General features: G+C 75.0%; 25 protein-coding genes. 17 read left to right on the forward strand and 8 right to left on the reverse strand.

Going from position 1 to position 26,607, the window contains the following annotated elements; all coding sequences use genetic code 11:
- The first annotated feature begins 46 nt into the window (after positions 1-46).
- A complete protein-coding gene (locus ACZ6ZN_RS02345) occupies positions 47-292 on the forward strand; it encodes a hypothetical protein (RefSeq protein WP_469642471.1) in 246 nt (81 codons plus the stop codon).
- A 22-nt stretch (positions 293-314) separates the two neighbouring features.
- On the opposite strand, the gene ACZ6ZN_RS02350 is transcribed toward ACZ6ZN_RS02345, so the two are convergent.
- Both ACZ6ZN_RS02350 and ACZ6ZN_RS02355 read right to left on the reverse strand, forming a co-directional pair.
- Positions 315-1,562 (reverse strand): hypothetical protein, encoded by a 1,248-nt coding sequence (locus ACZ6ZN_RS02350; protein ID WP_469642473.1) that lies wholly within the window; start codon positions 1,560-1,562, stop codon positions 315-317.
- A complete protein-coding gene (locus ACZ6ZN_RS02355) occupies positions 1,559-3,223 on the reverse strand; it encodes a serine/threonine-protein kinase (RefSeq protein ID WP_469642475.1) in 1,665 nt (554 codons plus the stop codon). The genes ACZ6ZN_RS02350 and ACZ6ZN_RS02355 overlap by 4 nt, the downstream gene beginning before the upstream one ends.
- A gap of 372 nt (positions 3,224-3,595) precedes the next feature.
- On the opposite strand from ACZ6ZN_RS02355, the gene ACZ6ZN_RS02360 reads away from it, so the two are divergent.
- Both ACZ6ZN_RS02360 and ACZ6ZN_RS02365 read left to right on the forward strand, forming a co-directional pair.
- On the forward strand, positions 3,596-4,504 hold the full coding sequence (locus ACZ6ZN_RS02360; RefSeq protein ID WP_469642477.1) for a YihY/virulence factor BrkB family protein: 909 nt from the start codon (positions 3,596-3,598) through the stop codon (positions 4,502-4,504).
- 115 nt (positions 4,505-4,619) lie between these two features.
- Positions 4,620-5,810 carry a CaiB/BaiF CoA transferase family protein gene (locus ACZ6ZN_RS02365; protein ID WP_469642479.1) on the forward strand — a complete coding sequence of 397 codons (1,191 nt, stop codon included), beginning with the start codon at positions 4,620-4,622 and terminating at the stop codon, positions 5,808-5,810.
- A gap of 25 nt (positions 5,811-5,835) precedes the next feature.
- Here the strand turns inward: ACZ6ZN_RS02365 and ACZ6ZN_RS02370 are convergent, their stop codons facing one another.
- Positions 5,836-6,816, reverse strand: a complete 981-nt coding sequence (locus tag ACZ6ZN_RS02370; RefSeq protein ID WP_451877676.1) for a TerC family protein — start codon at positions 6,814-6,816, stop codon at positions 5,836-5,838.
- A 226-nt stretch (positions 6,817-7,042) separates the two neighbouring features.
- Here ACZ6ZN_RS02370 and ACZ6ZN_RS02375 point away from each other — a divergent pair, with 226 nt between their 5' ends.
- From ACZ6ZN_RS02375 to ACZ6ZN_RS02385, 3 genes are all read left to right on the forward strand, one after another.
- Positions 7,043-7,498 carry an archease gene (locus tag ACZ6ZN_RS02375; protein WP_398107661.1) on the forward strand — a complete coding sequence of 152 codons (456 nt, stop codon included), beginning with the start codon at positions 7,043-7,045 and terminating at the stop codon, positions 7,496-7,498.
- Positions 7,499-7,564: 66 nt separating this feature from the next.
- Positions 7,565-8,017: a YbhB/YbcL family Raf kinase inhibitor-like protein gene (locus ACZ6ZN_RS02380; protein ID WP_451877678.1), complete on the forward strand. Its 453-nt coding sequence runs from the start codon at positions 7,565-7,567 to the stop codon at positions 8,015-8,017.
- 149 nt (positions 8,018-8,166) lie between these two features.
- Positions 8,167-9,399 (forward strand): MFS transporter, encoded by a 1,233-nt coding sequence (locus tag ACZ6ZN_RS02385; protein ID WP_469642483.1) that lies wholly within the window; start codon positions 8,167-8,169, stop codon positions 9,397-9,399.
- Between the two features lie 93 nt (positions 9,400-9,492).
- Here ACZ6ZN_RS02385 and ACZ6ZN_RS02390 read toward each other — a convergent pair whose 3' ends face one another.
- Positions 9,493-9,921 carry a VOC family protein gene (locus ACZ6ZN_RS02390; protein ID WP_398107664.1) on the reverse strand — a complete coding sequence of 143 codons (429 nt, stop codon included), beginning with the start codon at positions 9,919-9,921 and terminating at the stop codon, positions 9,493-9,495.
- Positions 9,922-10,342: 421 nt separating this feature from the next.
- Here ACZ6ZN_RS02390 and ACZ6ZN_RS02395 point away from each other — a divergent pair, with 421 nt between their 5' ends.
- Positions 10,343-11,512, forward strand: coding sequence for a serine hydrolase (locus ACZ6ZN_RS02395; RefSeq protein WP_469642485.1), 1,170 nt, complete (start codon positions 10,343-10,345; stop codon positions 11,510-11,512).
- Between the two features lie 105 nt (positions 11,513-11,617).
- Here the strand turns inward: ACZ6ZN_RS02395 and ACZ6ZN_RS02400 are convergent, their stop codons facing one another.
- The 3 genes from ACZ6ZN_RS02400 to ACZ6ZN_RS02410 all read right to left on the reverse strand — a co-directional run bounded on the left by ACZ6ZN_RS02400 (position 11,618) and on the right by ACZ6ZN_RS02410 (position 15,181).
- Positions 11,618-13,171 (reverse strand): serine/threonine-protein kinase, encoded by a 1,554-nt coding sequence (locus tag ACZ6ZN_RS02400; protein WP_451877682.1) that lies wholly within the window; start codon positions 13,169-13,171, stop codon positions 11,618-11,620.
- Positions 13,168-13,962, reverse strand: a complete 795-nt coding sequence (locus tag ACZ6ZN_RS02405; RefSeq protein ID WP_398107667.1) for a serine/threonine protein kinase — start codon at positions 13,960-13,962, stop codon at positions 13,168-13,170. Before ACZ6ZN_RS02405 ends, ACZ6ZN_RS02400 begins: the two co-directional genes overlap by 4 nt.
- Positions 13,963-14,209: 247 nt before the next feature.
- A complete protein-coding gene (locus tag ACZ6ZN_RS02410) occupies positions 14,210-15,181 on the reverse strand; it encodes an SCO2400 family protein (RefSeq protein ID WP_469642488.1) in 972 nt (323 codons plus the stop codon).
- 298 nt (positions 15,182-15,479) lie between these two features.
- Here ACZ6ZN_RS02410 and ACZ6ZN_RS02415 point away from each other — a divergent pair, with 298 nt between their 5' ends.
- The 6 genes from ACZ6ZN_RS02415 (at position 15,480) to ACZ6ZN_RS02440 (ending at position 21,016) form a co-directional block, all read left to right on the forward strand.
- Entirely contained in the window at positions 15,480-15,929 is a 450-nt protein-coding gene (locus tag ACZ6ZN_RS02415) for a spore-associated protein (RefSeq protein WP_451877684.1), read from the forward strand.
- A gap of 100 nt (positions 15,930-16,029) precedes the next feature.
- A complete protein-coding gene (locus ACZ6ZN_RS02420; RefSeq protein ID WP_469642491.1) occupies positions 16,030-16,467 on the forward strand; it encodes a VOC family protein in 438 nt (145 codons plus the stop codon).
- Between the two features lie 179 nt (positions 16,468-16,646).
- A complete protein-coding gene (locus tag ACZ6ZN_RS02425) occupies positions 16,647-18,071 on the forward strand; it encodes an amidase (RefSeq protein ID WP_469642493.1) in 1,425 nt (474 codons plus the stop codon).
- 259 nt (positions 18,072-18,330) lie between these two features.
- Entirely contained in the window at positions 18,331-19,554 is a 1,224-nt protein-coding gene (locus ACZ6ZN_RS02430; protein WP_469642494.1) for an alpha/beta hydrolase family protein, read from the forward strand.
- 102 nt (positions 19,555-19,656) lie between these two features.
- Positions 19,657-20,103: a type II toxin-antitoxin system PemK/MazF family toxin gene (locus tag ACZ6ZN_RS02435; RefSeq protein WP_469642496.1), complete on the forward strand. Its 447-nt coding sequence runs from the start codon at positions 19,657-19,659 to the stop codon at positions 20,101-20,103.
- 124 nt (positions 20,104-20,227) lie between these two features.
- A complete protein-coding gene (locus ACZ6ZN_RS02440) occupies positions 20,228-21,016 on the forward strand; it encodes a protein kinase family protein (RefSeq protein ID WP_469642498.1) in 789 nt (262 codons plus the stop codon).
- Positions 21,017-21,045: 29 nt separating this feature from the next.
- Here the strand turns inward: ACZ6ZN_RS02440 and ACZ6ZN_RS02445 are convergent, their stop codons facing one another.
- A complete protein-coding gene (locus ACZ6ZN_RS02445; protein ID WP_469642500.1) occupies positions 21,046-21,876 on the reverse strand; it encodes a TIGR02452 family protein in 831 nt (276 codons plus the stop codon).
- A gap of 291 nt (positions 21,877-22,167) precedes the next feature.
- Here ACZ6ZN_RS02445 and egtA point away from each other — a divergent pair, with 291 nt between their 5' ends.
- The 4 genes from egtA to egtD are packed head-to-tail and all read left to right on the forward strand — an operon-like array spanning position 22,168 to position 26,559.
- A complete protein-coding gene (gene egtA, locus ACZ6ZN_RS02450) occupies positions 22,168-23,469 on the forward strand; it encodes an ergothioneine biosynthesis glutamate--cysteine ligase EgtA (protein WP_469642502.1) in 1,302 nt (433 codons plus the stop codon).
- Positions 23,466-24,812, forward strand: a complete 1,347-nt coding sequence (gene egtB / locus ACZ6ZN_RS02455) for an ergothioneine biosynthesis protein EgtB (protein ID WP_451877690.1) — start codon at positions 23,466-23,468, stop codon at positions 24,810-24,812. Before egtA ends, egtB begins: the two co-directional genes overlap by 4 nt.
- Entirely contained in the window at positions 24,812-25,600 is a 789-nt protein-coding gene (egtC, locus tag ACZ6ZN_RS02460; RefSeq protein WP_451877691.1) for an ergothioneine biosynthesis protein EgtC, read from the forward strand. Before egtB ends, egtC begins: the two co-directional genes overlap by 1 nt.
- On the forward strand, positions 25,597-26,559 hold the full coding sequence (gene egtD, locus ACZ6ZN_RS02465; RefSeq protein WP_398107679.1) for an L-histidine N(alpha)-methyltransferase: 963 nt from the start codon (positions 25,597-25,599) through the stop codon (positions 26,557-26,559). Before egtC ends, egtD begins: the two co-directional genes overlap by 4 nt.
- Positions 26,560-26,607 lie beyond the last annotated feature (48 nt).

The following is a 26,607-nucleotide window of genomic DNA, read 5'->3' on the forward strand; positions in this document are numbered from 1 at the left end:
TCGTGTCGCGACGGCCCAACAGCCCCTGGAAGACGAGGAGTCGGTCATGACCAGCACAGGTGCCGGTGCCTGCCCGCACTGCGGGTGGCCGGACGGCGGAGAGCCGTTCCGGGTGCTGTCGCGGCACGCCACTGCGGCGGGCCGTACGGAGTGGACCCGCTGCGGGTGCGGCTCGCTTCAGGTCCGCGTGGTGGACGGCCGGGGCACCCGCGTCGTCTCCCGCAGCGGCCCGACGGCCTCACCGGGCCCGGGCGGTCCCGGGCGCCCCGGAGCCGGACACCGCCGAGGGTGACCCCGCGCGGGGGGTGGGGCCGTCAGCGGCAGGAGTACGTGAAGCCTGCGGTGGCCGTGCGGGGGGCCGGGGACAGGATGCGCAGCTCGGCGCGTGCCTCTCGCTCGCCCGGGCCCTGGAAGGTCCACCGCAGGTGCAGGCGTGCCTGTGTCCGGCCCCGGACCAGCTCCTGCTTCAGCACGCCGGACGAGGTGCCGTCGCTGCGGACCCAGCGGTAGGACAGCGTGCCCGGACGGCCGTTGGTGGTGACGAGGCCGGTGATGTCCGCCGTGCCGTCGCAGCCCAGCGCGGTGGGCCGGGCGGTGACCGTCACGGAGCCGACCGCGAGCGGTGGGCCGAGGCGCTGCCAGGCGAGGAACGCGAGGACGCAGAGCAGGACCAGTGCGGGCAGGGCGTGCCGACGCAGGCGCCGCTCCGCCGGTGCGGGGCGCTGGGGCAGCGCGGGGAGCGTGCGGTGGGTGCGCCCGGCGGCGGTGACACCCGGGCCGAAGCGCAGCACGGTCCCGTCGACGCGGTCGGGCTCCGCGCCCGCGGTCTCCGGCACGCCGGGCTGCACCACCAGGGTGCGGTCCGGGTCGGGCTGCTGCACCCAGTGGCTGGCCAGCACGGTGGCGCTGTACTCGTCCTCGGCCGAGCCGGTGAGGGGGGCGGCCTCGGGGCGCGTGTCCCCGGCCGGGCCGGGAGGCGGGGCGGACTCGGGGCGCGTGGCCCCGGGTGGCGGGGCGACGTCGGGGATCGTGGCCCCGGTTGGCGGGGCGACATCGGGGATCGTGGCTCCGACCGAGGCGACGAGCGGCAGCGTCTCCGAGCCCGTGGCTTCGGCCGAGCCGACGAGCGGGGCGGTCCCGGACCGTGCGGTCCCGGCCGAACCGGCGAGCGGCAGCGTCTCGGAGCTCGCGGAGTCCATGAGCGGCACGGTCTCCGAATTCGTGGCGCCAGCCAAACCGGCGAGCGGGGCGGTCCCGGACTGTGCGGTCCCAGCCGAGGCGGCGAGCGGGGCGGTCCCGGACCGTGCGGCCCCGGCCGAACCGGCGAGCGGCACGGTCTCCGAGCCCGTGGCGTCGGCCGAGCCGACAAGGGGGGCGGTCCCGGACCGTGCGGCCCCGGCCGAACCGGCGAGCGGCAGCGTCTCCAAGCACCCAGCCCCGGCCGGACCGGGGAGCCGCAGCGTCTCCGAACACGTGGCCCCGGCCGAGTCCGTGAGCGGCACGGTGTCCGTGTACTCGGCGCCGGGCGTGGCGGGGCGGTCGTCGTCGTCGTGTGCGGTCATCGCAGGTCGCACCCCCTGGTGAGGAGTTGCTGCGAGGCACCGCCGTCCTCGGCGGCCGGGGACGTCGTCGCCCGGACGGTCCAGTAGCAGCCGCTGCCGCCGAACGTGTGGTCGGCGGTGAGCGTGTACCGGGTGGCGCCGCTGCGCTCGAACGTCTGGGGCGCGCCGTCCCCCGTTCCCGGCTCCCCCGCCGTGTCGCCCGTCGACCAGGCGAGGGTGATCGCGACGGGCCCGGTGCCGCCGGTGGTGATCTCGACGGTCGCCGTGGCGGTGGTGGGGCCCGTCTGCCGCCAGGCCGACACGGTGACGTCCTTGACGGCGGGCACGGCGGGCGAGGTCGAACCGGTGGGCGTGGCGGGGTCGGTGGTCGCAGGGGTGCCCGGGTCGGACGTCGCGGCGGGCGGGGCGGCCGTGACGGGGTCCGTCGCACCGGTGGCGGCGGGCGTCGCGCCGGTGCCCGCCGGGCCCGTGGTGGAGACACCGGGTTCCGGCGAGGCGCCGCCGGACGCGGCGGGTGAGGACGACGGGGACAGGGGCGAGTCCGCCGGAGCGGGAGAAGCCCCGGCGCCCGTCCCGGGCCCGGTTCCGGTGGTCGCCAGGGCTTGTGCCGCCCCCTGCGCGGCGGCCCCCGGGTCGTACGACAGCCCCTGGGTCAGCAGGGCGCCGAGGAGCACGGCGGCCGCGGAGACGAGCAGTCCGGCGCGGCCGGGCAGCCAGGCCCGGGCGCCCCCGCTTCCCGGCTCGCGGCGCAGGACCGTGCGCGCGGTGTCGGTGGTGGTGCGGGGCGTGCCGCGGTTCGACGGCACCAGCAGCGGCAGCAGGGCGACCAGCGCGGCGAGCCGTGCGCGGCCGCGCCGCTCCCAGTCCTCGCCGTAGGCGGCGCCCGCGGCGGCCTCCAGCTCCGCGACGAACGCCTCGGCTCCGGCGGGCCGCAGGTCCGGGTCCTTGGCGAGGCCGCGGCGCACCAGGTCGCGCACCGCCCTGGGGGCCTCCTCGGCGGGGACGGGGGCGTCGACGTGCTGGAGTGCGAGTTCCGCGAGGTTGTCGCCCGGGTACGGCCGGTGCCCCGTCAGGCACTCGAAGAAGGTGGCCGTCGCCGCGTACACGTCGGCGGCGGGAGAGGCGGGGGCGCCGGTCCACTGCTCGGGGGCCATGTAGGCGGGGGTGCCCGCCACGCCTCCGCCGGTGCCGGCGTCCACCGCGATGCCGAAGTCGACGAGCGTGGAGGTCCCGTCCGGCACGACCAGGACGTTCTCCGGCTTGTAGTCGCGGTGGACCACGCCCACGCGGTGGGCGTCGGCCAGACCGAGCAGCGACCCCTTCAGAACGGCGAGCGCGGCCTCGGGTTCCAGCGGCCCCCGCCGCTTCAGCATGGCGCGCAGGCAGACGCCCTCCACCAGCTCCATGACGATGGCGGCGCCGTCCGGGCTCTCCACGTACTCGTACAGCCCGGCGACGTGCGGGCTGTCGAGGCCGGCCAGCAGGCGCGCCTCCGCCCGGAAGCCGCGCACGAAGCCCGGCCGGGTGCGCAGGGACTCGCTGAGGTACTTCACGGCCACGGGCACGCCCGTCTCCTCGTGCACGGCGAGCACGACCCGCCCGCTCGCCCCGGACCCGAGTTCCAGCGACTCGGTGTATCCGGGCACCGCCCATCCGTCCATCCCAGCCCCCCGAGGCCACCTCACGCCCGCCCCCCGGCGGAGCGGTCCGGCCGCGTTGTGAGACACGTTTCCGGCCACCGCGGTTGCGGGGCAAGCCCTCGGATGGCGGACGCAGGGCACACCGGTGGCCGGGAACCGATGCCTGCGGCCGCGTGAAGCGGCGCTGCCGGGGCACGAGCGCCGACAGGAGCGGTGCCGGTGGTGACGGGTGGAGAGGTGGCACGGAGATGAGCAGGCTGCGCGCGACCCGGGGGCGTCCGCCCGGACGTGCTCCGGGCGGGCCCCCCGCCCGCCCGGACGGCACCCACGGCCCGGAGGGTGCCCGTGGTCCGGCCGCACGCCCGGGCACCGGTCCCGTCCCCCGGACGTCCCATGGCCGCTGAGACCCGGGCGCCGGGAGTGCCCCGCCCCCGCCTGCGGGCCGCCTGGTGGCCGGCACTGCGCCGCACACCGGTGTCGCTGTGGAACGACGACGTCTCCGACTACGCGGCGGCGCTGACGTACTACGCCATCCTGGCGGTACTGCCCAGCCTGCCCGCCACGGTCCTGGCGTTCGGCATGGTCAGCCCCGGTACGGCCGCCGAGTTCGTCGCGCACGTCAGCGCGTACGCACCCGCCCAGTCCGGGCCGGAACTGCACGCCGTGCTGAGCAGGGCGCTGGGCACCGGCGGCGCCGCCTGGTCGCTGATGGCGGTGGCCGCGGCCAGCGCCCTGTGGTCGGCGACCAGCTATCTGGCGGTGTTCCGCCGCGCCCTGCACGCCATGCACCGGGTGACGGACCAACGTTCGCCCTGGCGCAGGGCCCACCGGATCCTGCTCACCGCGCTGGTGCTGCTCGGGCTGCTCCTGGTCGGCTCGCTCACGCTGCTGCTCACGGGACCGCTGGCCGGGGCCGTGGGCCGGGCGCTGGGGCTGGACTCCACGGCGGCCTGGGCCTGGAGCCTGCTGCGCTGGCCGGTCCTGCTGTGCCTGGTCGCCCTGCTGGTCGTGGTCGTCTTCCACACCGGCCCGGTCGAGGCGCGGCGGCGCAGGCGCAGCCTGCCGGGCGGGGTGCTGGCCGCCCTGCTGTGGCTGACCGTCTCCGCGGGCTTCTCCGCGTACGCCTCCACGCTGGGCACGTACAGCAAGCTGTACGGCTCCCTGGCCGGTGCCGTCGTCTTCCTGGTGTGGCTGTGGCTGTCCAACCTCGCCCTGCTGGCGGGTGCGCAGTTCGCCGCGGAACTGGCCCGGGACGCGGAACCCGCCCCGGAGGCGGACGCCGTGGCGGGGTCGGTTCCGTAGCGGCCCCTCCCCGCCGGGCCGCACCGCCCGGCCGGCCCGCCCGGCCCGCGCCGGCGCTCTCGCCCTGGGGCAGACTGTGCGGGCGCCGTCCCTACGAGGTTCAGGAGCCAGAGGCATGAGCGTGCAGCGCCACCCCCTCGCCGGGGTCACGGTGGTCAGCCTCGAGCAGGCCGTGGCCGCGCCCTACGCCACCCGGCAGCTCGCCGACCTCGGCGCGCGTGTGATCAAGGTGGAGCGGCCGGGGGGCGGCGACTTCGCCCGCCGGTACGACACCACGGTGCACGGCCACTCCAGCTATTTCGTGTGGCTCAACCGGTCCAAGGAGTCCCTCACCCTCGACCTGAAGGACCCGCGCGGGCGGGAGGTCCTGCACGACCTCCTCGACGGCGCCGACGTGTTCGTGCAGAACCTCGCCCCGGGGGCCGCCGCCCGGCTCGGGCTGGACGCCGCGGCGGTCACCGAGCGCCGCCCGGGGCTGATCCCGTGCACGATATCCGGCTGGGGCACCACCGGCCCGTGGGCCGACCGCAAGGCGTACGACCTGCTCGTGCAGTGCCAGACCGGGCTGGTGTCGCTGACGGGCACGCCCGAGGGGACCGCCCGCACGGGCATCTCGGTCGCCGACATCGCCGCCGGCATGTACGCCTACAGCGGCGTCCTCACGGCCCTGTACACGCGGGCCACCACCGGTGAGGCGCACCCGGTGGAGGTGTCCCTGTTCGAGGCGCTCGCGGAGTGGATGGGGCAGCCCGCGTACTACACGCGCCACGGCGGCGGCCAGCCCCCGCGCCTGGGCACACAGCACGCCACGATCGCGCCGTACGGGACGTACACCGCCGCCGACGGCAGGGACGTGCTGTTCTCCATCCAGAACGAGCGGGAGTGGGCCGCGCTGTGCGCGGAGTTCCTCGGCCGGCCGGAGCTGACCGGGGATGCGCGGTTCGCCACCGCCTCCGACCGCGTCGCGCACCGCGGGGAGCTCGACGCCGTCGTCGCCGAGCGCTTCGCCCGCTCGGCGTCGGACGAGATCCTGAAGGACCTGGAGCGCATCGGCATCGCGTGCGCCGGAGTCAACGACGTCGCGGCGTTCCTCGACCATCCGGTGCTGGCCGCCCGCGGCCGCTGGACCGAGGTCGGGGTGCCGGGCGCCACGGTCGAGGCCCTGCTCCCGCCGGCCGACCTCGCGGGGCTGCCGGCGCGCATGGACCCGGTGCCGGCGGTGGGCGAGCACACGGCGGCGATCCTCGGCGAACTCGGCCGCACCGACGAGGAGGTCGAGGCGCTGCGCGCCGACGGCGTGGTGTGACGGCGGGGGCCACCCCTGCCGGTCCCTACCGGGGGCCCGCGTCGTCCCGGGCCGCCTCCTCGGCCTGCTGCCGCTTCGAGGCGCGCAGGCTCGTGAACGTCGTCACGGCCAGGACCAGCACGATGAAGCCCAGCGAGAACGGGATGCCGATCTCCGGCACGGGCACCCCCGACTCGTGCAGGGCGTGCAGGAACAGCTTCACGCCGATGAAGCCCAGGATGATCGCCAGGCCGTAGGAGAGGTGCACCAGCTTCTTGAGCAGGCCGCCGATGAGGAAGTACAGCTGGCGCAGGCCCATCAGGGCGAACGCGTTCGCGGTGAACACGATGTAGGGGTCCTGGGTGAGGCCGTAGATCGCCGGGATGGAGTCCAGGGCGAACAGCACGTCCGTGGAGCCGATCGCGAGCATCACGACCAGCATCGGGGTCATCACCCGCTTGCCGTTCTCGGTGACGAACAGCTTGGTGCCGTGGTAGCGGTCGGCCACGCCGAAGCGCCGTTCGGCCAGCTTCAGCAGCTTGTTCTCCTGGTACTCCTCCTCGTGCTCCTCCTTGCGGGCGTCCTGGATCAGCTTCCAGGCGGTCCAGATCAGGAAGGCGCCGAAGAGGTAGAAGACCCAGGAGAAGGCGGAGATGATCGCCGCTCCGGCCGCGATGAACACACCGCGCAGCACCAGGGCCATCAGCACCCCGACCATGAGCACGCGCTGCTGGTACTGCGAGGGCACGGCGAACTTGGACATGATCAGCACGAAGACGAAGAGGTTGTCGACGCTCAGCGACTTCTCGGTGAGGTAGCCGGCGAAGAACTCCCCGGCGGGCCCGCTCCCGCCGACGATCCACAGCCCGACCCCGAACAGCACGGCCAGGACCACCCACACCACGGTCCAGGTCCCGGCCTCCTTGAGGGACACGTCATGGGGTTTGCGGCCGATGAGGAAGTCGACGCCGACGAGCAGGCACAGGGCCGCCACGGTCAGCAGCCACACGGACGGCGAGACGTTCACGGGCACTCCTGGTGCAGGCGGACAGGAACTCATCGTCGGTGGTCCCGGCCGCTTCCCGCACCACCACCACGCGCACGAACGGTCGAACCGCCCCGTCAGGCCATGCCACCCACCGATCCCCGCAGGCGTTTCCCCACGGTGACGCGATCCGTGTCGTCGAGGCCCCGATCCGCGTCCGACCGGGTGGTCGCTGCATGGGTGGGAGAGGGTCGGGCAGGCGGTGTGCATGGGCGGTGACACGAGTGACGGCGGGCAGGGGCGGCGGCCGGGTGAGTGTGGGCACCGTGCGGTGCCGCATCCCGGCGACGTCCGGATCGAGGCGTGGGCGGCGTGCCGGGAGCACTGCCTGGCGGAGGCGGTCCTCGCGATGGTGGAGACCTTCGCGGACGTCTCCGGCGTGCGGCCCACCGCCACCGGCCGCGTGCGTCTGGCCGACGCCAGCGACGACGACCTCCTGGCCGGCCTGCTGGACGAGATCATCCGCCGGCTGGAGGAGTACGGCGAGATCCCCGTCGACGTGGAGGCCGACGAGGCCGACGGCGGTCTGGACGTGCGCCTGGCCGTCGCCGGTGTCGCGGACGTGCCGATCACGGGCCGGGTCCCGACCGCGGTGGCCTGGGAGGAGCTGCGGATCGGCCCGGACCCGTACGGCTGGTCGTGCGCGGTGCGGGTGAGCGCCTGAGGAGACGGCGGGGCGGAACGCGCCGGGCGCGTGTCCTCGCCGCGTCTGGCGGGTACCCCGGACCGCATGACCGGCATGGAACTGCGCAGCGACGCGTTCGAGGACCACTCGTACCTCGCGCGCCGGTACTCCTACGAGGGACCGAACGTCTCTCCGCCGCTGGCCTGGAGCGGCGTACCGGACGACGCGGCGGAACTGGTCCTGCTCTGCGAGGATCCCGACGCACCCTCGGGAACCTTCGCGCACTGGGTCGTGGTCGGCATCGATCCGCACAGCGACGGCGTCGAGGCCGGGCACTGCCCGCCCGGTGGCACGGAACTCGTCAACGGGTTCGGCCAGCCGGGGTGGGGCGGGCCGCACCCGCCGCCCGGGGACGACGCCCACCACTACTGCTTCCGGCTCTACGCCCTGTCCGGCCCGTGTGTGCTGCCCGACGCGCCGCGCGCGGAGCAGGTGCACGAGGAGGTGGACAAGAACCGCCTCGCGGACGGAACGCTGGTGGGCCTGTACCGGCGCTGAGCGGCGGCGCGACCGGGCCCGTCCTCCCGGCACAACGAGCGGTTGTCGGCGTGCGGGGAGCGGTTGTTTGATCGCCCCGCGCCCTCCCCGCTTGGATGGCCCGCGGTCGACACCGGGTCGTCCGTGGGAGCGGGGAGTGTGTGCCGGGTATGGCGGGCGGGCCGTCGCTGGGGCGGCAGTTTCGGTGGCTGTGGGGTGCGTACGCGGTCAGCACGGCCGGGACCTGGCTGGCGTTCGACGCCTTCGCGCTGATCGCGGTCCTGGCGCTGGACGCCGGGCCGGCGCAGGTGTCGCTGCTGGCCGCGGTGGGACCGGCGGTCGGCGCGCTGGTGTCCCTGCCGCTGGGGCCCTGGGTGGAGGTCCGCCGCAAACGGCCTGTGATGGTCGCCGCCGACCTCGTGCGGTGCGCGGTGCTGCTGAGCGTGCCGGTGGCGTTCGTCCTGGGCCGGCTGGGCTCGGGTCAGCTGCTGCTGGTGTCGGTGGTCGTCGCGGCGGCCGACATCACGTTCGGCGCGGCGGCCGGAGCGCTGCTGAAGTCACTGGTGCCGCGCGAGCACCTCCTGGTCGCCAACGGACGCTTCGAGGCGACGAACTGGACCGCCAGCATGGTGGGACCGCCCCTGGGCGGTGTGGCCATCGGCCTGTTCGGCCCGGTGGCCACGGTGGTGGCCGACGCGGTGAGCTATCTGCTGTCGGCGCTCGGCATCCGGGCGATCGGTGCGGTGGAGGCCCCCCGCGCGCAGCCGCCGTCCCGCCTCCGGGCCGGTGAACTCCTCGACGGCTGGCGCCACATCCTGGCCGACCCGGTCCTGCGCCCCTTGTTCCGCAACACCGTCCTGGCCAACTCCCTGATCATGGCGGCCTCGCCCCCGCTGCTCGTCCTGATGGTCGACGACCTGCACTTCGCTCCCTGGCAGTACGCCCTCGCCTTCGCCGTGCCCTGCACCGGGGGGCTGATCGGTTCGCGCGCGGCCCCGCGTCTCGTCGCGCGGTACGGCCGCGCGCGGGTGCTGCGCGGCGCGGGGACGCTGCGGGCGTGCTGGTCGCCGGCGCTGGCCTGCACCGGCCCGGGCACGGCCGGACTGGTGCTGGTCATGGTGACGGAGTTCGCCCTGATCGCCTGCTGCGGCGTGTTCAACCCGGTTCTCGCCACCTGCCGGCTGGAGCGCACGCCGGCGGACCGGGTCACCCGTACGCTCGCCGCCTGGTCGGCGACCGGCAAGGCCACCACCGCCGCGACGACCGTGCTGTGGGGCGTCCTGGCCGGCCTGACCGGCCCGCGTGCGGCGATCGCCCTGGCGGGCGGTCTGCTCCTCGCCACTCCGCTTCTGCTGCCCCGGAAGGCGGCCCTCGCCGAGAGCGCGGCGCAGCCGGCGGGCTAGGGGCCCGGCCTGACCGGACCGGACCGGCCAGGGGGTCCGCGCGCGTCGGGGACGGGCGCGCGGGGCGTGCCCGTCCCCGGTCGCCGTCCGGGCTCAGACCGCCCCGGGCACGTCCTCCGTGACGCCGTTCAGCGGAGAGGACGGGGCGCTGCCGTACGGGCGCGTGATGATCTCCAGGCCGTGGCCGGCGGGGTCGAGGAAGTAGACCCCCCGGCCGCCGTCGTTGCGGTTGATGCGGCGGGGGTGGTTGCCGTGCGGGTCCGCCTGGATCGGGACCCGCGCCTCGACGAGACGGTCGAGGGCCGCGTCGAACTCGTCCTCGGAGACGAGGAACGCGTAGTGCTGCATGGGGATGTCGGCGTCGATGGTGAGGAAGTCCAGCGTGACGCCGTTGGCGGTGCTCACCGGCAGGAACACCCCGGTCGGGGCGCCTACTTCGAGCCCCAGGATCCCGGCCAGGAAACGGGCGGACGTCTCCCGGTCGTGGGAGAGGACGATGGTGTGGTTGAACTCGACTGACACGGTCAATGCCTCCACGGGCATCTTCGCGGCGCCTCCATGCCTCACCCGGCCGGTGACCGGCACGCGATGCCGCGCGGAGGATCGTAGGCAGCGGCGGCCGGGGGCGTCGAGCGGTTTTCGGCCGAATCGCGGGCGGGGGGCGTCGCGCGTTTGCGGCCCCCTTACGGACCGGCGGCCGGCCGGGGTCGTGCGGGACGAGCGAGCGGCCGGCCGCGCCCCCGCCCGCCGGTGCGTCACCGGGGTGCGCGGGGATGCGGGATGCGCCGCGGATGCGGGATGCGTAGGGGCGCGTGGGGATGCGGGGTGCGCCGCGGGTGTCCTGACATCCGTCAGGACCGCGCCCACCGTCCGTCTTCCTACAGTGGCCGGCACGGGGGCCACCGGGCCCCGCCGGACGACCGGGTACCCAGGAAAGGCAACCATGCGTATGTTCCTGCGCGGCGCCGCCGCACTCGCGACCGCCGTCACGGTCGCCTCGCTGACGACCGGCGCCCATGCACAGCCCCGCGCGGAGAAGCCCGCGCAGGCGGCCGAGGCCGCCGCGGACGCGCAGATCCCGGCCGGTGTCACCGCCGGTGTGGCCGTCTTCGACCGCCGTACCGGGGCCTTCACGGAACAGGTCGACGACCGCGCGAAGTTCCGTTCCGCCTCGGTGGTGAAGCTGCTGCTGGCGCTGGACTTCCTGTGGGACCGCGGGCCCGCCCACACCGTCCCGCCGGCCGACCGGGCCCTCCTGGAGCCCATGCTGCGCAGCAGTGACGACGACGCGGCGAGCCACTACTGGCAGGCACGGGGCGGCTCGGCGATCATCGCCCGGATGTCCGACCGGCTCGGACTGCGCGACACCGACCCGCCGCCCGCGGGCTACGAGGGGTACTGGGGCTACACCTCGGTGTCGGCCCACGACACGGTGACGATCTACCGGTACCTGCTGGACGAGGCCCCCGCACCGGTGCGCACCTTCGTCATGGACAACCTGCGTGCCTCGACGCGCTGCGCCTCCGACGGCTTCGACCAGCACTTCGGCATCGCCGGGGCGTTCGACCGTCCCTGGGCCGTGAAGCAGGGCTGGTCCGGGAAGTACGCGAAGGGCACGTGCGGCCCGGAGGACGGTGCGCCGGGCCCGGAGGCGGATCCGGCCCCCGCCCCGGGGCCCGCCGCCGTCGACCTGACACGGCCGGCGCTGCACACCACCGGCACGGTCGGCGCGGACGACCGGACGATCGTGGCCGTCCTGACCCTGCACCCGGTGGGCACGCCGTACGGGAAGGCGTACACCGACATCGGCCGGCTGACCCGCTCGCTGGACGTGCCGGGCGGTGTGCGGCCGTCCGGGACGTGGTTCGGCACCTGGGGCGAGCTCGTCAACGTCCGCAGGACGCCGGCGACGGGCTCGGGACGGGTGACCCGGCTCCCGGCGGGCGTGGAGGTCCTGGTGGGCTGCCAGACCCGGGGCGAGACGGTCAGTGTGCCGCCGTACACCAACGACTGGTGGGCCTATCTGCCGCAGTACGGCGGCTACATGTCCAACATCTACATCAGCTCGCCGGACAACCGGCTGCCGAACGTCCCGGAGTGCGGTCAGCCGTAGCCGTGGCGGGAACGGGGGACGAGCGGTGGGCGGGGCCCCGAAGGGTCCGGCCCACCGCTCGCGTTCGCACCCCTGCGGGGCGCCGGCCTGCCGCGGGCGCCCCGGTCAGCGCAGGTACGCCGCGTGGTAGCGCAGCACCTTCTCGACGTGCGGCCGGACCCGTTCCGGGACGCCGCGTTCCTCGATGACCGTGCGGTCGCTGGTGCGGTAGCCGGCGGCCACCAGGGCGGGGAGGTCCTTCTTCGGCAGGCCCGCCTCCTTGAAGCGCTGGTCGAGCCAGCACACGTATCCGGCCATGGTGGAGATCGCGTCCGGCGGTGACATGTGGTCCTTGTCCCCGTCCCCGTCGCCGTCCACGGCCCAGGCCCGGAACACCGACGGCGTCCACATGGCGATGCCGTACTCGTCGGCTTCCGGGCGGGAGGCCTTCGGGTCGAAGCCGCTCTCCGCCTTGACGAGCGCGGCGAGCAGGGCGGGGGTGATCTCCTCGTCCGTGCAGCGGTGCGCGGCGCGGGTGATGACGTCGCGCAGCGACGCGGGGACGTCGGAGCCCGCGGGGATCTCGCCGGGCGCGTCGCCGCGCGGGCCGGTGGCGGCGGCCTGGGTGCGCCGGCCGCCGTCGTCGTCCCGGTCGTCGCCGCTCCCGCCGAGCCACAGCGTCCCGGCGACCGCCGCGGCGGCCAGGACGGCGAGCCCGGCCGCGACGGCCGGCACCAGGCGTCCGCGGCGGCGGCCGGGGACGCCGGTGATCTCCTCGACCCGTGCGGCGACCGTGCGCGCCGTGTGCGGCAGCCGCCCGGCGTGGTCGGGGGCCAGGCAGTCTGCGATGAGCCGGCGCATGTCCTCGTCGAGCCCGGCGTCGAGCCGCAGCGCGGCGGTGCCGCGTGCGTAGGCCTGGGCGGCGAGCGAACGGGCCCGGGCGGTGGCGCCCGGGAAGGGGTGCAGTCCGCCGGTGAGGACCTGGTGGGCGAGGACGCCGAACGCCCAGACGTCGGCGGTGGGCCGGACGACGGAACCGTCGGCGCCGGTGCGCTGGGACCACCACTCGGGCGGCAGGTGGTCGAGCGTGCCGAGCGGCGGCAAGTGGGCGTGGGTGCCGTCGAGTTCGGTGGCGAGACCGAAGTCGGCGAGCCACACCCGGCCGCCTGGGCCGAGCAGGACGTTGGCGGGTTTGAGGTCGCCGTGCACCCACCCGGCGTCGTGCATGTGGGCGAGTCCGGCGGCGACGCCGCGCAGGACGCGCGGGGCGTCGTCGATCGGCGCGCCCGTCACGGCGGAGTCCAGCACGTCCTTCAGGCTGGCCTCGGCCCGGTCCATCACCAGGGCGATCGCCCCGTCGAGTTCGGGTGTTCCCGGTGCCTCGACGGTGCACACGGCGTGGGTGCGCACGAGGTGCGGATGGTCGGCCTCGGCGCTGAACCGGACCTCACGGGCGACGAGTTCACCGAGCGCGGCGCGCTGTCCGGGTCCCAGGGTGCCGGTGGGGAGCACCTTCACGGCGACGGGCGTGCCGTCGGCGACCGCACGTCCCTCGTACACGGTGCCCCAGCCCCCGGAGCCGATGACGGGACCCGTCTCCCAGGCGCCGATCCGGAAGCCTTCCGGCAACCGCGGGCGGGGTGCCTCCAGTTCGTCGTCCGGGGCGCCGGGCGTGCTCATGCGCCGGCCTCCTGCGGGGCGGCGCGGCGGGCGCTGCGCGGCGGCAGCAGGCCGAGGTGTTCCTCGCGCACCAGGCCGAAGCGCAGGGCGACGGAGGCGAGCCGGGCGCGCTTGGCGCCGGTGCGGCCGCCGTCGGGTCCGGCCGCGGCCTCTTCCACGGGTTCCAGGCGGAGTTTGGCGAAGGCCAGGTAGTCGATGTGGTAGTTGACCGCGGAGCGCGTGAGGTCCCGGCAGGACTCCAGCGGCCGCAGCCGGTCCACGATCTGCCCGACTCCCGGCAGTGCCGAGTCGGACGGGTCGCGCAGCCGGGATTCGCACAGGGCGACCAGGACGAGGAAGTACTTCGACGTCGGGTCCAGGGCGAAGGGGTGCACGGTCTGTTCGCCGCCGCCCGGGGCGGACTGCTCGCCGAGGTAGGCGTGCTGGGGTGCGAACACCTTGAAGGTGGCGGTGCCGGACAGGGCGGGCAGCACGACGCGGGAGAACTCGAAGGGCACCGGCGCCCCGAGCCGCCCGGGAGCGACGGTCAGGTACTCCCCGGCCCCCTCCAGGTTCTCGACGACGTACGACACGCTGCGGCTGAAGTTGGACAGCCGCCAGTAGTCGCCCGCCGCCTCCAGCTGGCCCGCGCGGCGGGAGATGCCGGGGTCCTCCAGGACGATGCGCACGCCGGCCGTGCCGCGGCCGAAGTCGGCGATGTCCCCCGGCCCCAGGTGGATCAGTTCCGGACTGCCCGTGTCGTCCGCACCCCACCGGGCGGGACCGGGCAACTGCACGATGATGGTTTCCACGCGGACTCCCCCGCTGATGACGCCCCCGATTTGGTCGCCAGGATTGTAGGGCGGATCGGACCCGCCGCGGAGGCGGCCGGGCCGTGTGCGCGGCGGGACGCGGGGCGTCGGTCGGGTCGCTGCGGGGAAGGGGGGCGCCGTCGGTGGCCGGGACGCGAACTTCCGTGTGCAGTACAGGAGTTGAGCACTCGTCGGCCATGGTCCGACGATACGGAGCGGCGCCGCCGGACGGCCACCGGTTTTCGGTTCAGCCGAGGCAGATGACGAGCAGGCAGAGTTCGTCGCGGGTGGAGCCGGAGTCCGGGTCCGCGGGGGGCGGGGCGGGCGCCGTGGGGTCCGTCGCGGGCGGAGGCGTGGCGGGGGACTCGGGCGGCCGGGTGTCCGTCCCGGCGGCGGGAGGCGCGGCCGGCGTGGTGGCGGCCGGAGCGGTGGTCCCGGCGCCCGGACGGGAGGAGCCCGCGGTGTCCGGGGCGGCCGCCCCGGTGCGCCCGGGGGACGTGAGCGGCAGCTCGCGGGGCGCGGTGGCGGCGTCCGCGTGCGTGCCGGCGGGGGTGGTGCGGGGGTCGACGGACCGGTCCTGCTGGTGGCGCGAGGCGCGCGGGGACCGCGGTGCCGTGGTGGGCGAGGACCGCGGGGTGCCGTACCGGTCCGGGGCGGGTCCGGTGGAGTCCGGCGCCTGCGCCCCGGCGCCGCCCATCGGGGTGTCGCCCGGTGTGGTGGCCGCCTGCACTCCGGGGGTGGCGTTGCCGTTCACGGCGGCGACGGTCAGTCCCCCGCCGACGAGGGCGACGGCGGTCGCCACCACGGCCCGCCGCTGGTTCTTCTTCCAGCGGGCCATCTGCCGGCGTCGCGCGGCCCGGCCCTGCGGGCGGCCCTCGGGGCCGTCGGGCGTCCCGGGCTCCGGGCCCTCGTGGGCGCCGGACGGCACGGGCGCCCGGTCCGGCTCGGGGGCGAGGGCGACGGGCCGCTGCGCGCCGGGGAGGGTCCGGTCCAGGAGGGACGTGTCGTACGGCAGGCCCGGGGCGGTCTCCCCCGCGGACGGGACGGTCTCCCCCGCGGACGGAGCGATCTTCCCCATGGACGGGACGGTGCTGCTCGCCGCGGTCCGGCCGGTGCGGCCGTCGATGCCGCAGGGGTCGATGTCCGGGGCGTAGGCGCCGCAGCCCGGGCAGACCAGGGCGCCGTTGAGGTGCCTGCGGCACGACGAGCAGTAGTCCATGTGTGGGTCTTCCCGATCTTGCTGTTGCGGCGGCCCGCCGGCCGCGACCTGGTCACGTTCGCACGCTGGAGCGAGCCGTAACGCTAACGAGGCTTTGGAAGGGCGGTGTGCAGCCTGTGTGACACCCCTGCGCAGATCCTCGGGAGCTCGCGTGTGCCGACGGGCACACGGAAGCGGCGCTTCACCCGCCTCCTCTCAACTGCCGCAATTCACAAGGGAGATGGCGCACAACCCTTTGGGTGCTCCGCGGGTCACACCATGCAGGAGCAACCACCTCGAAGAGTTGCAAGGGGGAAATATGAGATTCACCCGTTCCGTTCTGTCCGCCTCCGCCGTGGCGGCCCTGTCGCTGGGCACCCTGACCGCCCTGGCGGCACCGGCCTCCGCCGCGCCGAACACCACACCGCAGAAGGTGTGCGGAAGCGGCTACAAGACGGTCAACTCGGCGGCTCTCGGCTCGCTGGGGACGGTCTACCTGACCTACAACGCGTCCAACGGGCAGAACTGCGTCGCGACCATCCGCAACAACCCGGGCAAGGCCGTCGCCATGTCCGCCTGGGCCTCCGTACCGGACACGGAGGAGAGCCACTACGACGAGGGCCTGTTCACCTCGTACGCCGGCCCGACCTACGTCTACGGCAAGGGCCACTGCGTGGACTGGGGCGGCAGCATCGCCAACACCTACGTGCAGGTGTACGGCTCCAACTGCGGCGCCCTGAGGGAGCACCGGGTCACCGGCACCCGCTGACCCGGCCGGGCCGTCCCCCCTCCGCGACCACGGCGGGGAGGCGGCCCGTTCCGTTCCGCGCGGGCCGCGTATCCGGTGGCCTCCGGGGCACCCGGGTGCGATGACGGACGGGGAGAACGGCATCCGGCTGGTGCAGACGGTGCTCGACAGCACGGACGCCCGCGCACTGGCGGAGTTCTACCGGGCCCTGCTGGGCCTGGTGTACCGCGACGGGGACGAGCCCCCGCCCGCGGGGCGGCCCGACGAGCGCGGCCGGGACTGGCTGGTGCTGCGCGACCCGCGCGGCGGACCGCAGATCGCCGTGCAGCAGGTGACGGAGCTGCGCACACCGACCTGGCCGGACGGCACCGTCCCGCAGCAGCTGCACCTGGACCTGGCCGTGCCCTCGCTGGAGGAGTTGCGGAACCAGCACGCACGTGTGCTCGCCCTGGGCGGCACCCTGCTGGCCGACCGGGAGCAGCCCGATGCCGAGGACGACGAGCCGTTCCGCGTGTACCGCGACCCCGACGGGCATCCCTTCTGCGTCTTCGTGGAGTGACCCACCGGAGCGGGACCCCCGCTCACCGGCGGAAACGAGCCTTTCCCGTTTGAACGTGACGAATGTGCGTACTGGGGAGGGTGTGGCCCGTGGGTGAACGTCCACTCCCGTCGTGGCGTTCCGCCCTCGGCCACCGGACGTTACCGTTCGGTAGACAAGCCGCTTCCGGAGGTGTCCGCATGACGTTCGACCGTGCCGAGGGTCTGGCGGAGACCGCCCGCGCGCTGGCCGCCGGCGAGGTGTCCTCCCGCGCGCTGGTCGAGCGCACGCTGGCCCGTATCGAGGCGGCGCAGAGCAGCGTGAACGCCTTCCGGATCGTACGCACCGACGCGGCGCTCGCGGAGGCGGACGCCGCCGACCTGGAGCTGGCCGCGGGTGTGCGCAAGCCGTTGCTCGGGGTGCCGGTGGCGGTGAAGGACGACATGGACGTGGCCGGCGAGCCGACCGCCTTCGGCTGCTGCGGCGAGTTCCCGCCGGTCCCCGGGGACGGCGAGGCCGTACGGCGGTTGCGCGCGGCCGGGGCCGTGATCGTGGGCAAGACCAACACCTGCGAGTTCGGGCAGTGGCCGTTCACCGAGGGTCCCGCGTTCGGCTCGACGCGCAACCCGTGGAGCACGGACCACACGCCGGGCGGTTCCTCGGGCGGCTCGGCCGCCGCGGTCGCCGCCGGGCTGGTGCCCGCCGCGCTGGGCTCGGACGGGGCCGGTTCGGTGCGGATCCCGGCCGCCTGGACCCATCTGGTCGGCATCAAGCCGCAGCGCGGCCGCATCTCCACCTGGCCGCGCGGCGAGTCCTTCCAGGGCATCACCGTCAACGGGACCCTGGCCCGCACCGTGGCCGACGCGGCCCTGCTGCTGGACGCGGCGAGCGGCAACCACGACCTGGACCCGCACCGTCCCCCGGCGATCGACCTGTCGGCGGCCGTCGGACGCGACCCCGGGCGGCTGCGCGTCGCGCTCTCCCTCAAGCCGCCCTTCACCGCCGTCCCCGCCCGGCTGCTGCCCGAGGTCCGCACCCGGGTCACCGAGCTCGCCGAGCGGCTCGCCCGCCTCGGGCACACGGTGGAGGAGGCCGACCCGCCGTACGGGCAGATCGGGCTGACGTTCGTGCCGCGCGCCACCGCCGGGATCGCCGAGCGGGTGGGCGAGGCGCCCTTCCCGGCGCTGCTGGACCGGCGCACCCGGGACGCGGCCCGGCTGGGCCGGCTGCTCGGCGGGGCGCCGCTGCGGGCGGCACGCCGCGCGGAGGCCGTGCTGCACCGCCGCATCGGCTCCTTCTTCGACTCCTACGACGTCGTCCTGGCGCCCACGACGGCCGCTCCCCCGCCCCGTATCGGCGCCCTGCTGGAACTCAGCGGCTTCGCCACCGACCGGGCCATGATCGCGGCCTGCCCCTACGCCTGGCCGTGGAACGTGCTGGGCTGGCCGGGGATCAACGTGCCCGCCGGGTTCACGCCGGACGGACTGCCCGTCGGGGCGCAGTTGCTGGGCCCGGCGCACAGCGAGCCGCTCCTGGCGCAGGTGGCCGCGCAGTTGGAGGCGGAACTGCGCTGGCAGGACCGGTGGCCTGCGCCGCCGGTCACGGCGGACGCCGCGGCGGCGTAGCGACGCGTCCCGGCGGCGACGCCGGGCGCACCGGTCCCGGCCACCTGTGCCGCCCGGCGCGAAGGGCCGCGGCGCTGCGCACCGAGTAGGGCGGCTCCGGCTCGCGGACCACCTCGGTGGCACGGGCGAGGAGGAAGCGCGTGCCTCGCCTCCGGCCCTGCGGCGGATACCGGCCTCCGACCCGGGTCGTACAGCCTCGGTGGCGGTCGGGACCGTGGACCGACGCGGGGTCCGGGACCGGGACCGTAGCGTCCCGCTCATGAACAAACTGACTCGGGCGGCCGCCGCCGCCCTCCTCGCCGGCGCGGTCGCGTTACCGGCCGCCACCACCGCCCTGGCTGTGCCGCACCCTTCGCGCACCGCCGCCACCGCCACGGCTGCGCCGCCCCTTCCGCTGACCAGCGCGACCGTCCCGGACCGGCAGGCCGACCGCATGCGGCTGCCGGCTCCCACCGGCCCCCGCGCGGTGGGGAGTTCCGTCCTCCACCTCGTGGACCGCTCGCGGCCCGATCCCTGGGTGCCCGAGGCCGACGGCCGGGAGCTCATGGTCACCCTGCACTACCCCGCCTCCGCCCGGCACGCACGCGGACGCCCCGCCCCGTACGCCACCCGGGAGGAGGCCCGGCTGCTGCTGAAGGGCGTGTCCGTGGAGGGGCCGGTGGTGCGGCAGGTGGCGCGGGCCCGTACACACAGCCAGGTGGACGTGCGCCCTGCTCCGGGACGGCACCCGCTGGTGGTGCTCTCGCCCGGCTTCGGCCTGCCGCGGTTCACTCTCACCGGCCTCGCCGTGGACCTCGCCTCCCGCGGCTACGTCGTCGCCTCGCTCGACCACGCCTACGAGTCGTCCGGTACGTCGGTGCCGGGCGGACGGACCCTGACCTGCGTCGCCTGCACGGTCATGGACGGGAACGACTGGGCCGACGGGCGCCTGGTCACCGCGGCCCGGGCCGCCGACACCCGCTTCGTCCTGGACCGGCTGACCGGCTCCCGGCCCGCCTGGCGGTACGCGTCCGCCATCGACCGGACACGCATCGGCATGGCCGGCCACTCCATCGGCGGTGCGAGCGCCCTCAGCGCCATGGCCACCGACCGGCGCATCGACGCCGGGGTGAACATGGACGGCACCTTCTGGGACACGGTGCCCGCCGACGGACTCGGCGGACGCCCGTTCCTGGTGCTGGGCACCGACGAGTTCCACCGGCCGGGCGGTGGGGACACCTCCTGGGACACCACCTGGACGGCTCTGAACGGCGAGAAGCACTGGCTCACCGTCGACGGCGCCGACCACCTCGGCTTCTCCGACGCGCCCGTACTCCTCGACCACCTGGGCCTGCCCGGTGGCGACCTCCCGGCCGACCGCGCGGTGGCGGTCACCCGCACGTACGTCGCCGCCTTCTTCGACGAGCACCTGCGGGGCAGCAACCAGCCGCTCCTCGACGGCCCGGACCCGGCCCACCCGGAGGTGCGGTTCCACCGTCCCTGAGTTCGCGGTCACCAGCTTCCGGTGGAGAGACGGGCGAGTGCCGGGGCGAGTTCGCCGCGGTGGGAGGTCGCCATGCACATGGGCAGCCTCTAGGGTGCCCCCGTGAGCACGTTCCCCGACGACGACGTCCCCGGCCGCCACGGCCCTTCCGCCACCGTCCAGGCCGACCCGCGCAGGAGCGGCCCGGTGCGCACGGAGTACTCCCCCGACCGCGACGGTGACCCGGACCCCGGCGAGATCGTCTGGACGTGGGTGCCGTACGAGGAGAACGACGGCCGCGGCAAGGACCGCCCGGTCCTGGTCGTCGCGCGGGAGGCGGCCGGGACGTTCCTCGCGGTGCAGCTCTCCAGCAAGCGGCACGACGACGACCGGGAGTGGGTGCCGATCGGCAGCGGCCCCTGGGACCGGTCCGGCCGGGACTCGTGGGTGGACGTCGACCGGGTGCTGCGCCTGCACGAGGAGGGCATGCGCCGGGAGGCCTGCGCCCTGGACCGGATGCGCTTCAACCTCGTCCGACGCCGTCTGCAGGAGCGCTACGGCTGGAGCTGACCCTCCCCGCCCACCTGACACCCGGTCATGTCCGGCGCCCGGTTGCCAGTGACAGAGACCTCTGCGTTCACGCTTCCCTCACATCTGGACTAAGGTAGTCCAACGTTCAACCGTGGGGGGATCCATGTCGCACCACCAGCAGCCGCCTGCCCCGCCGACGTTCGTCGGCCCGCCCGGGCAGCCCGTACAGCCCGGCGGCAAGCCGGGCTGGGCCCGCAAGCGCGTCGCCCTTCCGGCCGCGTGCCTCGTCTTCCTCGTCGGAGTCGGCGTCGGCGCCGCCGACGGTGACGGCCGGCAGAAGACGGGCAGCGGCGCCGCGCCGCAGCCGACCGTCACGGTCACCGAGACCGCCGAGGCGAAGCCCGCCGGCGGTGACGCCGAGCCCGTCGAGCCCGTCCAGGACGAGAAGCCGAAGGCCGGCAAGGACGACGAGAAGGCGAAGGTGCCCGACTTCGTCGGCATGGGCCTGCAATCGGCGCAGGACAGGGCGCAGGAGCTCGGCTTCCACGGCCTCACCTCGCACGACGCGCTCGGCCGGGACCGCATGCAGGCCTTCGACCGCAACTGGAAGGTGTGCAGCCAGAACGTCAGGGCGGGCAGCTCCACGTCGACCGGTACCGACCTGGACTTCGGCACGGTGAAGCTGGACGAGACGTGCCCGGCGAAGGACGCGAAGCCGCCGACTGCCGAGAACGGGAAGATGCCGGACTTCACCGGGAAGTCGGTGAAGGCCGCCCGGGCGGCGCTGGACTCCGGCACGTCGATCACCGTCGACGACGCGAGCGCGGAGGACCGTTTCGTGTTCCTGGAGTCGAACTGGCAGGTGTGCACGCAGAAGCCGGCCGCGGGCACGGCCCTGAAGGGGCAGCCGGTGAGGTTCACGGCGGTCAAGTTCGGCGAGAGCTGCCCCTGACCCCCTGAAGCGCGGGGCTCCCGGGCGCGTCAGGTGCGGGATGCGGGAGCGCGGAGGCCGAACTCCCGCTCGAAGGCGGCCCGGACGGTCGCGCCCGGGGTGCGGTCGAGGATGCCGAGGACGACGTGGTCGAAGGTGGCCGCGAAGCGGCCGCCGGGGCGCAGCAGGCCGTGGAACGCCGCCGCCACCTGCGCCGGGTCGTTGCGGAACACGCCGCAGCCCCACGCGCCCAGGACGAGCCGCGGGTAGCCGTGTGCGGCGGCCGTCTCCAGGACGCGTTCCGCCCGCACCGCCAGGGCGCGCGGCAGTTCGGCCGCCCGTTCCGGTGCCGTGCGCAGCACCACGCCCGCGTTGGGCGCGGGGGAGGTCAGGAAGCCGGCGGTGTACGGCTCCTCCAGCAGCCGGCCCCGGTCGTCGCGGAAGACCGGCACACCGGGTGAGTGGATGACCCGGTCCGTGTAGAAGGGGTCGCGGTGGGCCCGGTGGTGGTCGTAGAAGTCGCGGGCGCGCAGCAGGCAGGTGTACAGGGCCGAGGCCCGGCACAGCGCCTCCTCCTGCGCCTGCGCGCCGTTCAGGTAGCCGCCGCCGGGATTGCGGGCCGAGGCGAAGTTCAGCACCGCCACGGAGCCGCCCAGCCGGCGGGCGGCCTCCAGGCTGCTCTCACCGGTGACCTCGACGCGGGTGCGCGTCACCCGGACGGCGGGCACGGGGACGGGTTCCGGCCCGTGCAGGCGGGTGCCCTCCCGGGCCGCCTGAACCTGCTCGGCGATCCGCACCTCGCGTCCGCCGGGCGTCCGGTAGCCGCCCGCCGCGACGATCCGCTCGGTCTCCTGGGCCACACCGCGCAGGCGCGCGCTCACGCCGCGACCCCCGTACGCGGCGTGACCGCGCACCGCGCGGCCGTTCTTGTCGTGCTCACGCAGGCATGGTGGTCGATGCCCGAACCGCCGCGCAACGGAGTTTTCCGTTGCCGGAGGAATGGGGCGGAAGCGCGGGCGAACGCCGGACACCCCAGGTGTGACCGATCACTGACGTCCCGGTTTGCCCCCTTGTGGTGAGCGGGACGACCGTCTTGGGTGGGACGGGTCGTCCGGTCCGGGCGCCGAAGTGCCCGGACCGGTGGCATGGTGGAATCTCAGGAGGATCCCGACATGTCCGATTCGGTAAGTGGCTGTACCCGGCCACGCACCTCGTTGTCCGAAGCCGAGGTCGAGGCACTGGTCCGCGGCATCTGCTTCAAGACCGGCCCGCCCCGCCGCCTCGGCGTCGAGGTGGAATGGCTCGTCCACGAGCTGCGCGCCCCGCAGCTCCCCGTCACCCACGAACGACTCCGGGCGGCTCACGCGGCCGTACGGACCCTGCCCCTGCGGTCGGCTCTCACGGTCGAGCCCGGCGGCCAGCTGGAGCTCAGCTCGCCGCCCGCCACCTCGCTGACCGAGTGCGTCGACACCGTCTCCGCCGATCTGGAGGCGGTCCGCGCGGTCCTCGGGCAGGACGGCCTCGCCCTCGCCGGCCTCGGCCAGGACCCCTGGCACCCGCCCCGCCGGTTCCTGCGCGAACCGCGCTACGACGCCATGGAGACCAGCCTGGACCGCACCGGCCCGGCCGGCCGGGACATGATGTGCAGCTCCGCCTCCGTACAGGTGTGCCTGGACGCCGGCCACGAGGAGCCGGGGCCCCTCGGCCACGTGCGGCGCTGGTGGCTGGCCCACCATCTGGGCGCGGTCCTGGTGGCGGCGTTCGCCAACTCCCCGCTCACCGGTCACCGTCCCACCGGCTGGCGGTCCACGCGCCAGCTCACCTGGACGCGGATCGGCGCCGGCCGGGCGGGAGGGCCGCCCCTGGACGCCGACCCGCGCGGCGCCTGGACCCGCCACGTCCTGGACTCCCCCGTGATGTGCGTCCGCGGCGACCGGACACCCTGGGAGGTCCCCGAGGGGCTCACCTTCCGTGAGTGGCTGCGCACCGGCGCCCCCAGGCCGCCCACCCGGGAGGACCTCGACTACCACCTGACGACACTGTTCCCGCCGGTCAGGCCGCGCGGCCACCTGGAACTGCGCATGATCGACGCGCAGCCGGGCGACGACGGCTGGATCGTGCCGCTGGCCGTCACGGCGGCGCTGTTCGACGACCCGGAGGCCGCCGAGACCGCCTACCGGGCGGTGAAGCCGCTGGCCGAGCGGACCCTGGGGCTGACCGCGCCGGACAATCCGCTGTGGCGCGACGCGGCCCGCTCCGCGATGGCCGATCCGGAGCTGCGCGAGACGGCCGTGGTCTGCTTCACGGCCGCGCTGGAGGCCCTGCCCCGGCTCGGCGCCTCCCCGGAGGTCGTCGAGGCCGTCACGGCCTTCCTGGACCGTTACGTCGTCCTGGGCCGCTGCCCCGCCGACGACCTGCTCGACCGACAGCGCGCCGCGGACGGCCGCACCCACGGGAAGGACCCGCGCTCATGACCGACACCCGTCCCGAGGCCGCTGCGGACGCCCCGGCCGCGGACCCGGAGGCGCTGCGCGAGCGCGCCGTCGCCGCGCTGGTCCTGGCCCGCGACCGCACGACCCTGCTGACCAGCTGCGTCGAGGAGCCCGACCTGACCGCGCAGCACTCCCCGCTGATGTCGCCGCTGGTCTGGGACCTCGCGCACATAGGCAACCAGGAGGAGCAGTGGCTGCTGCGGGCCGTCGCCGGGCAGGAGGCGATACGCCCGGAGATCGACAGCCTCTACGACGCCTTCGAGCACCCGCGGGCCGAACGGCCCAAGCTGCCCCTGCTGGCGCCCGCCGAGGCCCGCTCCTACGCGGCGGACGTACGCGGCCGGGCACTGGACGTCCTGGAGCGGGCCGCGTTCGACGGGACCCGGCTCACGGAGGCCGGTTTCGCCTTCGGGATGATCGCCCAGCACGAACAGCAGCACGACGAGACCATGCTGATCACCCATCAGCTCAGGAAGGGCCCGCAGGCGCTGACGGCGCCCGACCCGGAACCGGTGCCGCTGTTCACCGGGCCGTCCGAGGTCCTCGTGCCCGGCGGCCCGTTCACCATGGGCACCTCCGGCGAGCCGTGGGCCCTGGACAACGAACGCCCCGCGCACCGGCGCGAGGTGGCCGCCTTCCACATCGACACCACCCCCGTGACCAACGCCGCGTACCGGGCGTTCATCGAGGACGGCGGATACGACGACCCGCGCTGGTGGACGCCCGAGGGCTGGGCGCACATCCGCGGGCAGGGCATCCGCGCCCCGCTGTTCTGGCGGCGCGACGGCGCGCAGTGGCTGCGGCGCCGCTTCGGCGTCACCGAGGTGGTCCCGCCCGACGAGCCCGTGCTGCACGTGTGCTGGTACGAGGCCGATGCCTACGCGCGCTGGGCGGGACGCCGGCTGCCCACGGAGGCCGAGTGGGAGAAGGCCGCCCGGCACGACCCGGCCGGCGACCGCTCGATGCGCTACCCGTGGGGCGACGCCGACCCCGGCCCCGAGCACGCCAACCTCGGCCAGCGGCACCTGCGCCCGGCACCCGCCGGGAGCTACCCGGCCGGTGAGTCGCCGCTCGGCGTACGGCAGTTGATCGGCGACGTGTGGGAGTGGACGGCGAGCGACTTCCTGCCCTATCCGGGGTTCCGGGCGTTCCCGTACAAGGAGTACTCCGAGGTCTTCTTCGGCCCCGGCCACAAGGTGCTGCGCGGCGGTTCCTTCGCCGTGGACCCGGTGGCGTGCCGCGGCACGTTCCGCAACTGGGACTACCCGATCCGGCGGCAGATCTTCTCCGGCTTCCGCACCGCCCGCTCCGCGGAGGAGAACTGATGTGCCGTCACCTGGCCTACGTCGGGCCGGGCGAGCCGCTGGGCCGGCTGCTGGTGCAGCCCCCGCACGGGCTGTACCGGCAGTCGTGGGCGCCCCGGCACCAGCGCCACGGGACGGTCAACGCCGACGGCTTCGGCGTCGGCTGGTACGCCCAGGGCGACCCGGTGCCGGCCCGCTACCGCCGGGCCGGGCCGATCTGGGCGGATCTGTCGTTCGCGGACCTGGCCCGGGTCGTGACGACCGAAGGGCTGCTCGCGGCGGTGCGCGACGCGACACTGTCCGGCGCGGACGCCGAGGCCGCCGCGGCGCCGTTCGCGGCGGGGACCTGGCTGTTCAGCCACAACGGGGCGGTCAAGGGCTGGCCCGGCACGCTGGCGGCCCTGTCCCGGACACTGCCGGACGAGGACCTGCTGTCCCTGGAGGCCCGCAACGACTCGGCGCTCGTCTGGGCGCTGGTGCTGGCCCGGCTGCGCGGCGGCGACGAGGAGGGCCAGGCCCTGGCCGACACCGTCCTGGAGGTGGCGGCCGCGGCCCCCGGCTCCCGGCTCAACCTGCTGATGACCAACGGCGACACCATCACGGCGACCGCCTGGGGCGACACGCTGTGGTATCTCACCCTGCCCGGCGGCGGAACGGTCGTGGCCTCCGAGCCCTACGACGACGATCCGCACTGGCAGGAGGTCCCCGACCGCACCCTGCTCGCGGCGAGCCGCACGGATGTGCTGCTCACGCCGCTGAAAGAGCCGGCCGACACCTTCGCGCCCACTCCCGAGGAGTCCCGCACGTGAGCCCGTTCCAGCTGACCCGCACCCTGCCCGAGGACGCCACGGACGCCGCGTTGCGCGCCGACGTCCGGCGGGGCCTGACCGGCTCCCCCAAGACGCTGCCGCCGAAGTGGTTCTACGACGCCCACGGCAGCGACCTGTTCGAGGAGATCACCGCACTGCCCGAGTACTACCCGACCCGTGCCGAACGGGAGATCCTCCTCGCACGCTCCGGCGACATCGCCGCGGCGAGCGGGGCCCGCACCCTGATCGAACTGGGCTCCGGTTCCTCCGAGAAGACCCGGCACCTGCTCGACTCCCTGACGGAGCTGCGCAGTTACGTGCCCGTCGACGTCAGCGGCAGCGCGCTCACCCAGGCCGGGCGGGCGCTCGCCGCCGAGCGGCCGGACCTGGACGTGCACGCGCTGATCGCCGACTTCACCGGTGAGCTGAGCCTGCCGGACACGCCCGGGCCGCGGCTGGTGGCGTTCCTCGGCGGCACGATCGGCAACCTCCTGCCCGCCGAGCGCGCCGCGTTCCTCGCGTCCGTGCGGGCCATGCTCGCGCCGGGCGACGCCCTGCTGCTCGGCACGGACCTGGTCAAGGACGAGGAGGTGCTGGTCCGGGCGTACGACGACGCGGCCGGGGTGACGGCGGCGTTCAACAAGAACGTCCTGACGGTGATCAACCGTGAGCTCGGCGCCGACTTCGACCTCGCGGGGTTCGACCACGTGGCCCGGTGGGACCCCGGGCGGGAGTGGATCGAGATGCGGCTGCGGTCCCGTTCGGAGCAGACCGTGAAGGTGCCCGCGCTCGGCCTCGCGGTGGACTTCGCGGCGGGCGAGGAGCTGCGCACCGAGGTGTCCGCGAAGTTCCGGCAGGAGGGAGTGCGCGGCGAACTGTCCGCGGCCGGGCTGGAGCTGACCCACTGGTGGACCGACGGCGAGGGACGGTTCGCACTGTCCCTGAGCACGGCCCGCTGACACCGCCGGTGCTCCGCGGCGGCGGCGAAGCGCGGGACGACGTCTCGC

This window comes from Streptomyces sp. NPDC053665 (genome assembly GCF_055585285.1).

Excerpts from the sequence above, each read along its gene's own strand:
- ACZ6ZN_RS02345 (WP_469642471.1), top strand. The coding sequence starts at position 47 with ATGACCAGCACAGGTGCCGGTGCCTGCCCGCACTGCGGGTGGCCGGAC.
- ACZ6ZN_RS02350 (WP_469642473.1), bottom strand. The coding sequence starts at position 1,562 with ATGACCGCACACGACGACGACGACCGCCCCGCCACGCCCGGCGCCGAG.
- ACZ6ZN_RS02355 (WP_469642475.1), bottom strand. The coding sequence starts at position 3,223 with ATGGACGGATGGGCGGTGCCCGGATACACCGAGTCGCTGGAACTCGGG.
- ACZ6ZN_RS02360 (WP_469642477.1), top strand. The coding sequence starts at position 3,596 with ATGGCCGCTGAGACCCGGGCGCCGGGAGTGCCCCGCCCCCGCCTGCGG.
- ACZ6ZN_RS02365 (WP_469642479.1), top strand. The coding sequence starts at position 4,620 with ATGAGCGTGCAGCGCCACCCCCTCGCCGGGGTCACGGTGGTCAGCCTC.
- ACZ6ZN_RS02375 (WP_398107661.1), top strand. The coding sequence starts at position 7,043 with ATGGGCGGTGACACGAGTGACGGCGGGCAGGGGCGGCGGCCGGGTGAG.
- ACZ6ZN_RS02380 (WP_451877678.1), top strand. The coding sequence starts at position 7,565 with ATGACCGGCATGGAACTGCGCAGCGACGCGTTCGAGGACCACTCGTAC.
- ACZ6ZN_RS02385 (WP_469642483.1), top strand. The coding sequence starts at position 8,167 with ATGGCGGGCGGGCCGTCGCTGGGGCGGCAGTTTCGGTGGCTGTGGGGT.
- ACZ6ZN_RS02395 (WP_469642485.1), top strand. The coding sequence starts at position 10,343 with ATGCGTATGTTCCTGCGCGGCGCCGCCGCACTCGCGACCGCCGTCACG.
- ACZ6ZN_RS02400 (WP_451877682.1), bottom strand. The coding sequence starts at position 13,171 with ATGAGCACGCCCGGCGCCCCGGACGACGAACTGGAGGCACCCCGCCCG.
- ACZ6ZN_RS02410 (WP_469642488.1), bottom strand. The coding sequence starts at position 15,181 with ATGGACTACTGCTCGTCGTGCCGCAGGCACCTCAACGGCGCCCTGGTC.
- ACZ6ZN_RS02415 (WP_451877684.1), top strand. The coding sequence starts at position 15,480 with ATGAGATTCACCCGTTCCGTTCTGTCCGCCTCCGCCGTGGCGGCCCTG.
- ACZ6ZN_RS02420 (WP_469642491.1), top strand. The coding sequence starts at position 16,030 with ATGACGGACGGGGAGAACGGCATCCGGCTGGTGCAGACGGTGCTCGAC.
- ACZ6ZN_RS02425 (WP_469642493.1), top strand. The coding sequence starts at position 16,647 with ATGACGTTCGACCGTGCCGAGGGTCTGGCGGAGACCGCCCGCGCGCTG.
- ACZ6ZN_RS02430 (WP_469642494.1), top strand. The coding sequence starts at position 18,331 with ATGAACAAACTGACTCGGGCGGCCGCCGCCGCCCTCCTCGCCGGCGCG.
- ACZ6ZN_RS02440 (WP_469642498.1), top strand. The coding sequence starts at position 20,228 with ATGTCGCACCACCAGCAGCCGCCTGCCCCGCCGACGTTCGTCGGCCCG.
- egtA (WP_469642502.1), top strand. The coding sequence starts at position 22,168 with ATGTCCGATTCGGTAAGTGGCTGTACCCGGCCACGCACCTCGTTGTCC.
- egtB (WP_451877690.1), top strand. The coding sequence starts at position 23,466 with ATGACCGACACCCGTCCCGAGGCCGCTGCGGACGCCCCGGCCGCGGAC.
- egtC (WP_451877691.1), top strand. The coding sequence starts at position 24,812 with ATGTGCCGTCACCTGGCCTACGTCGGGCCGGGCGAGCCGCTGGGCCGG.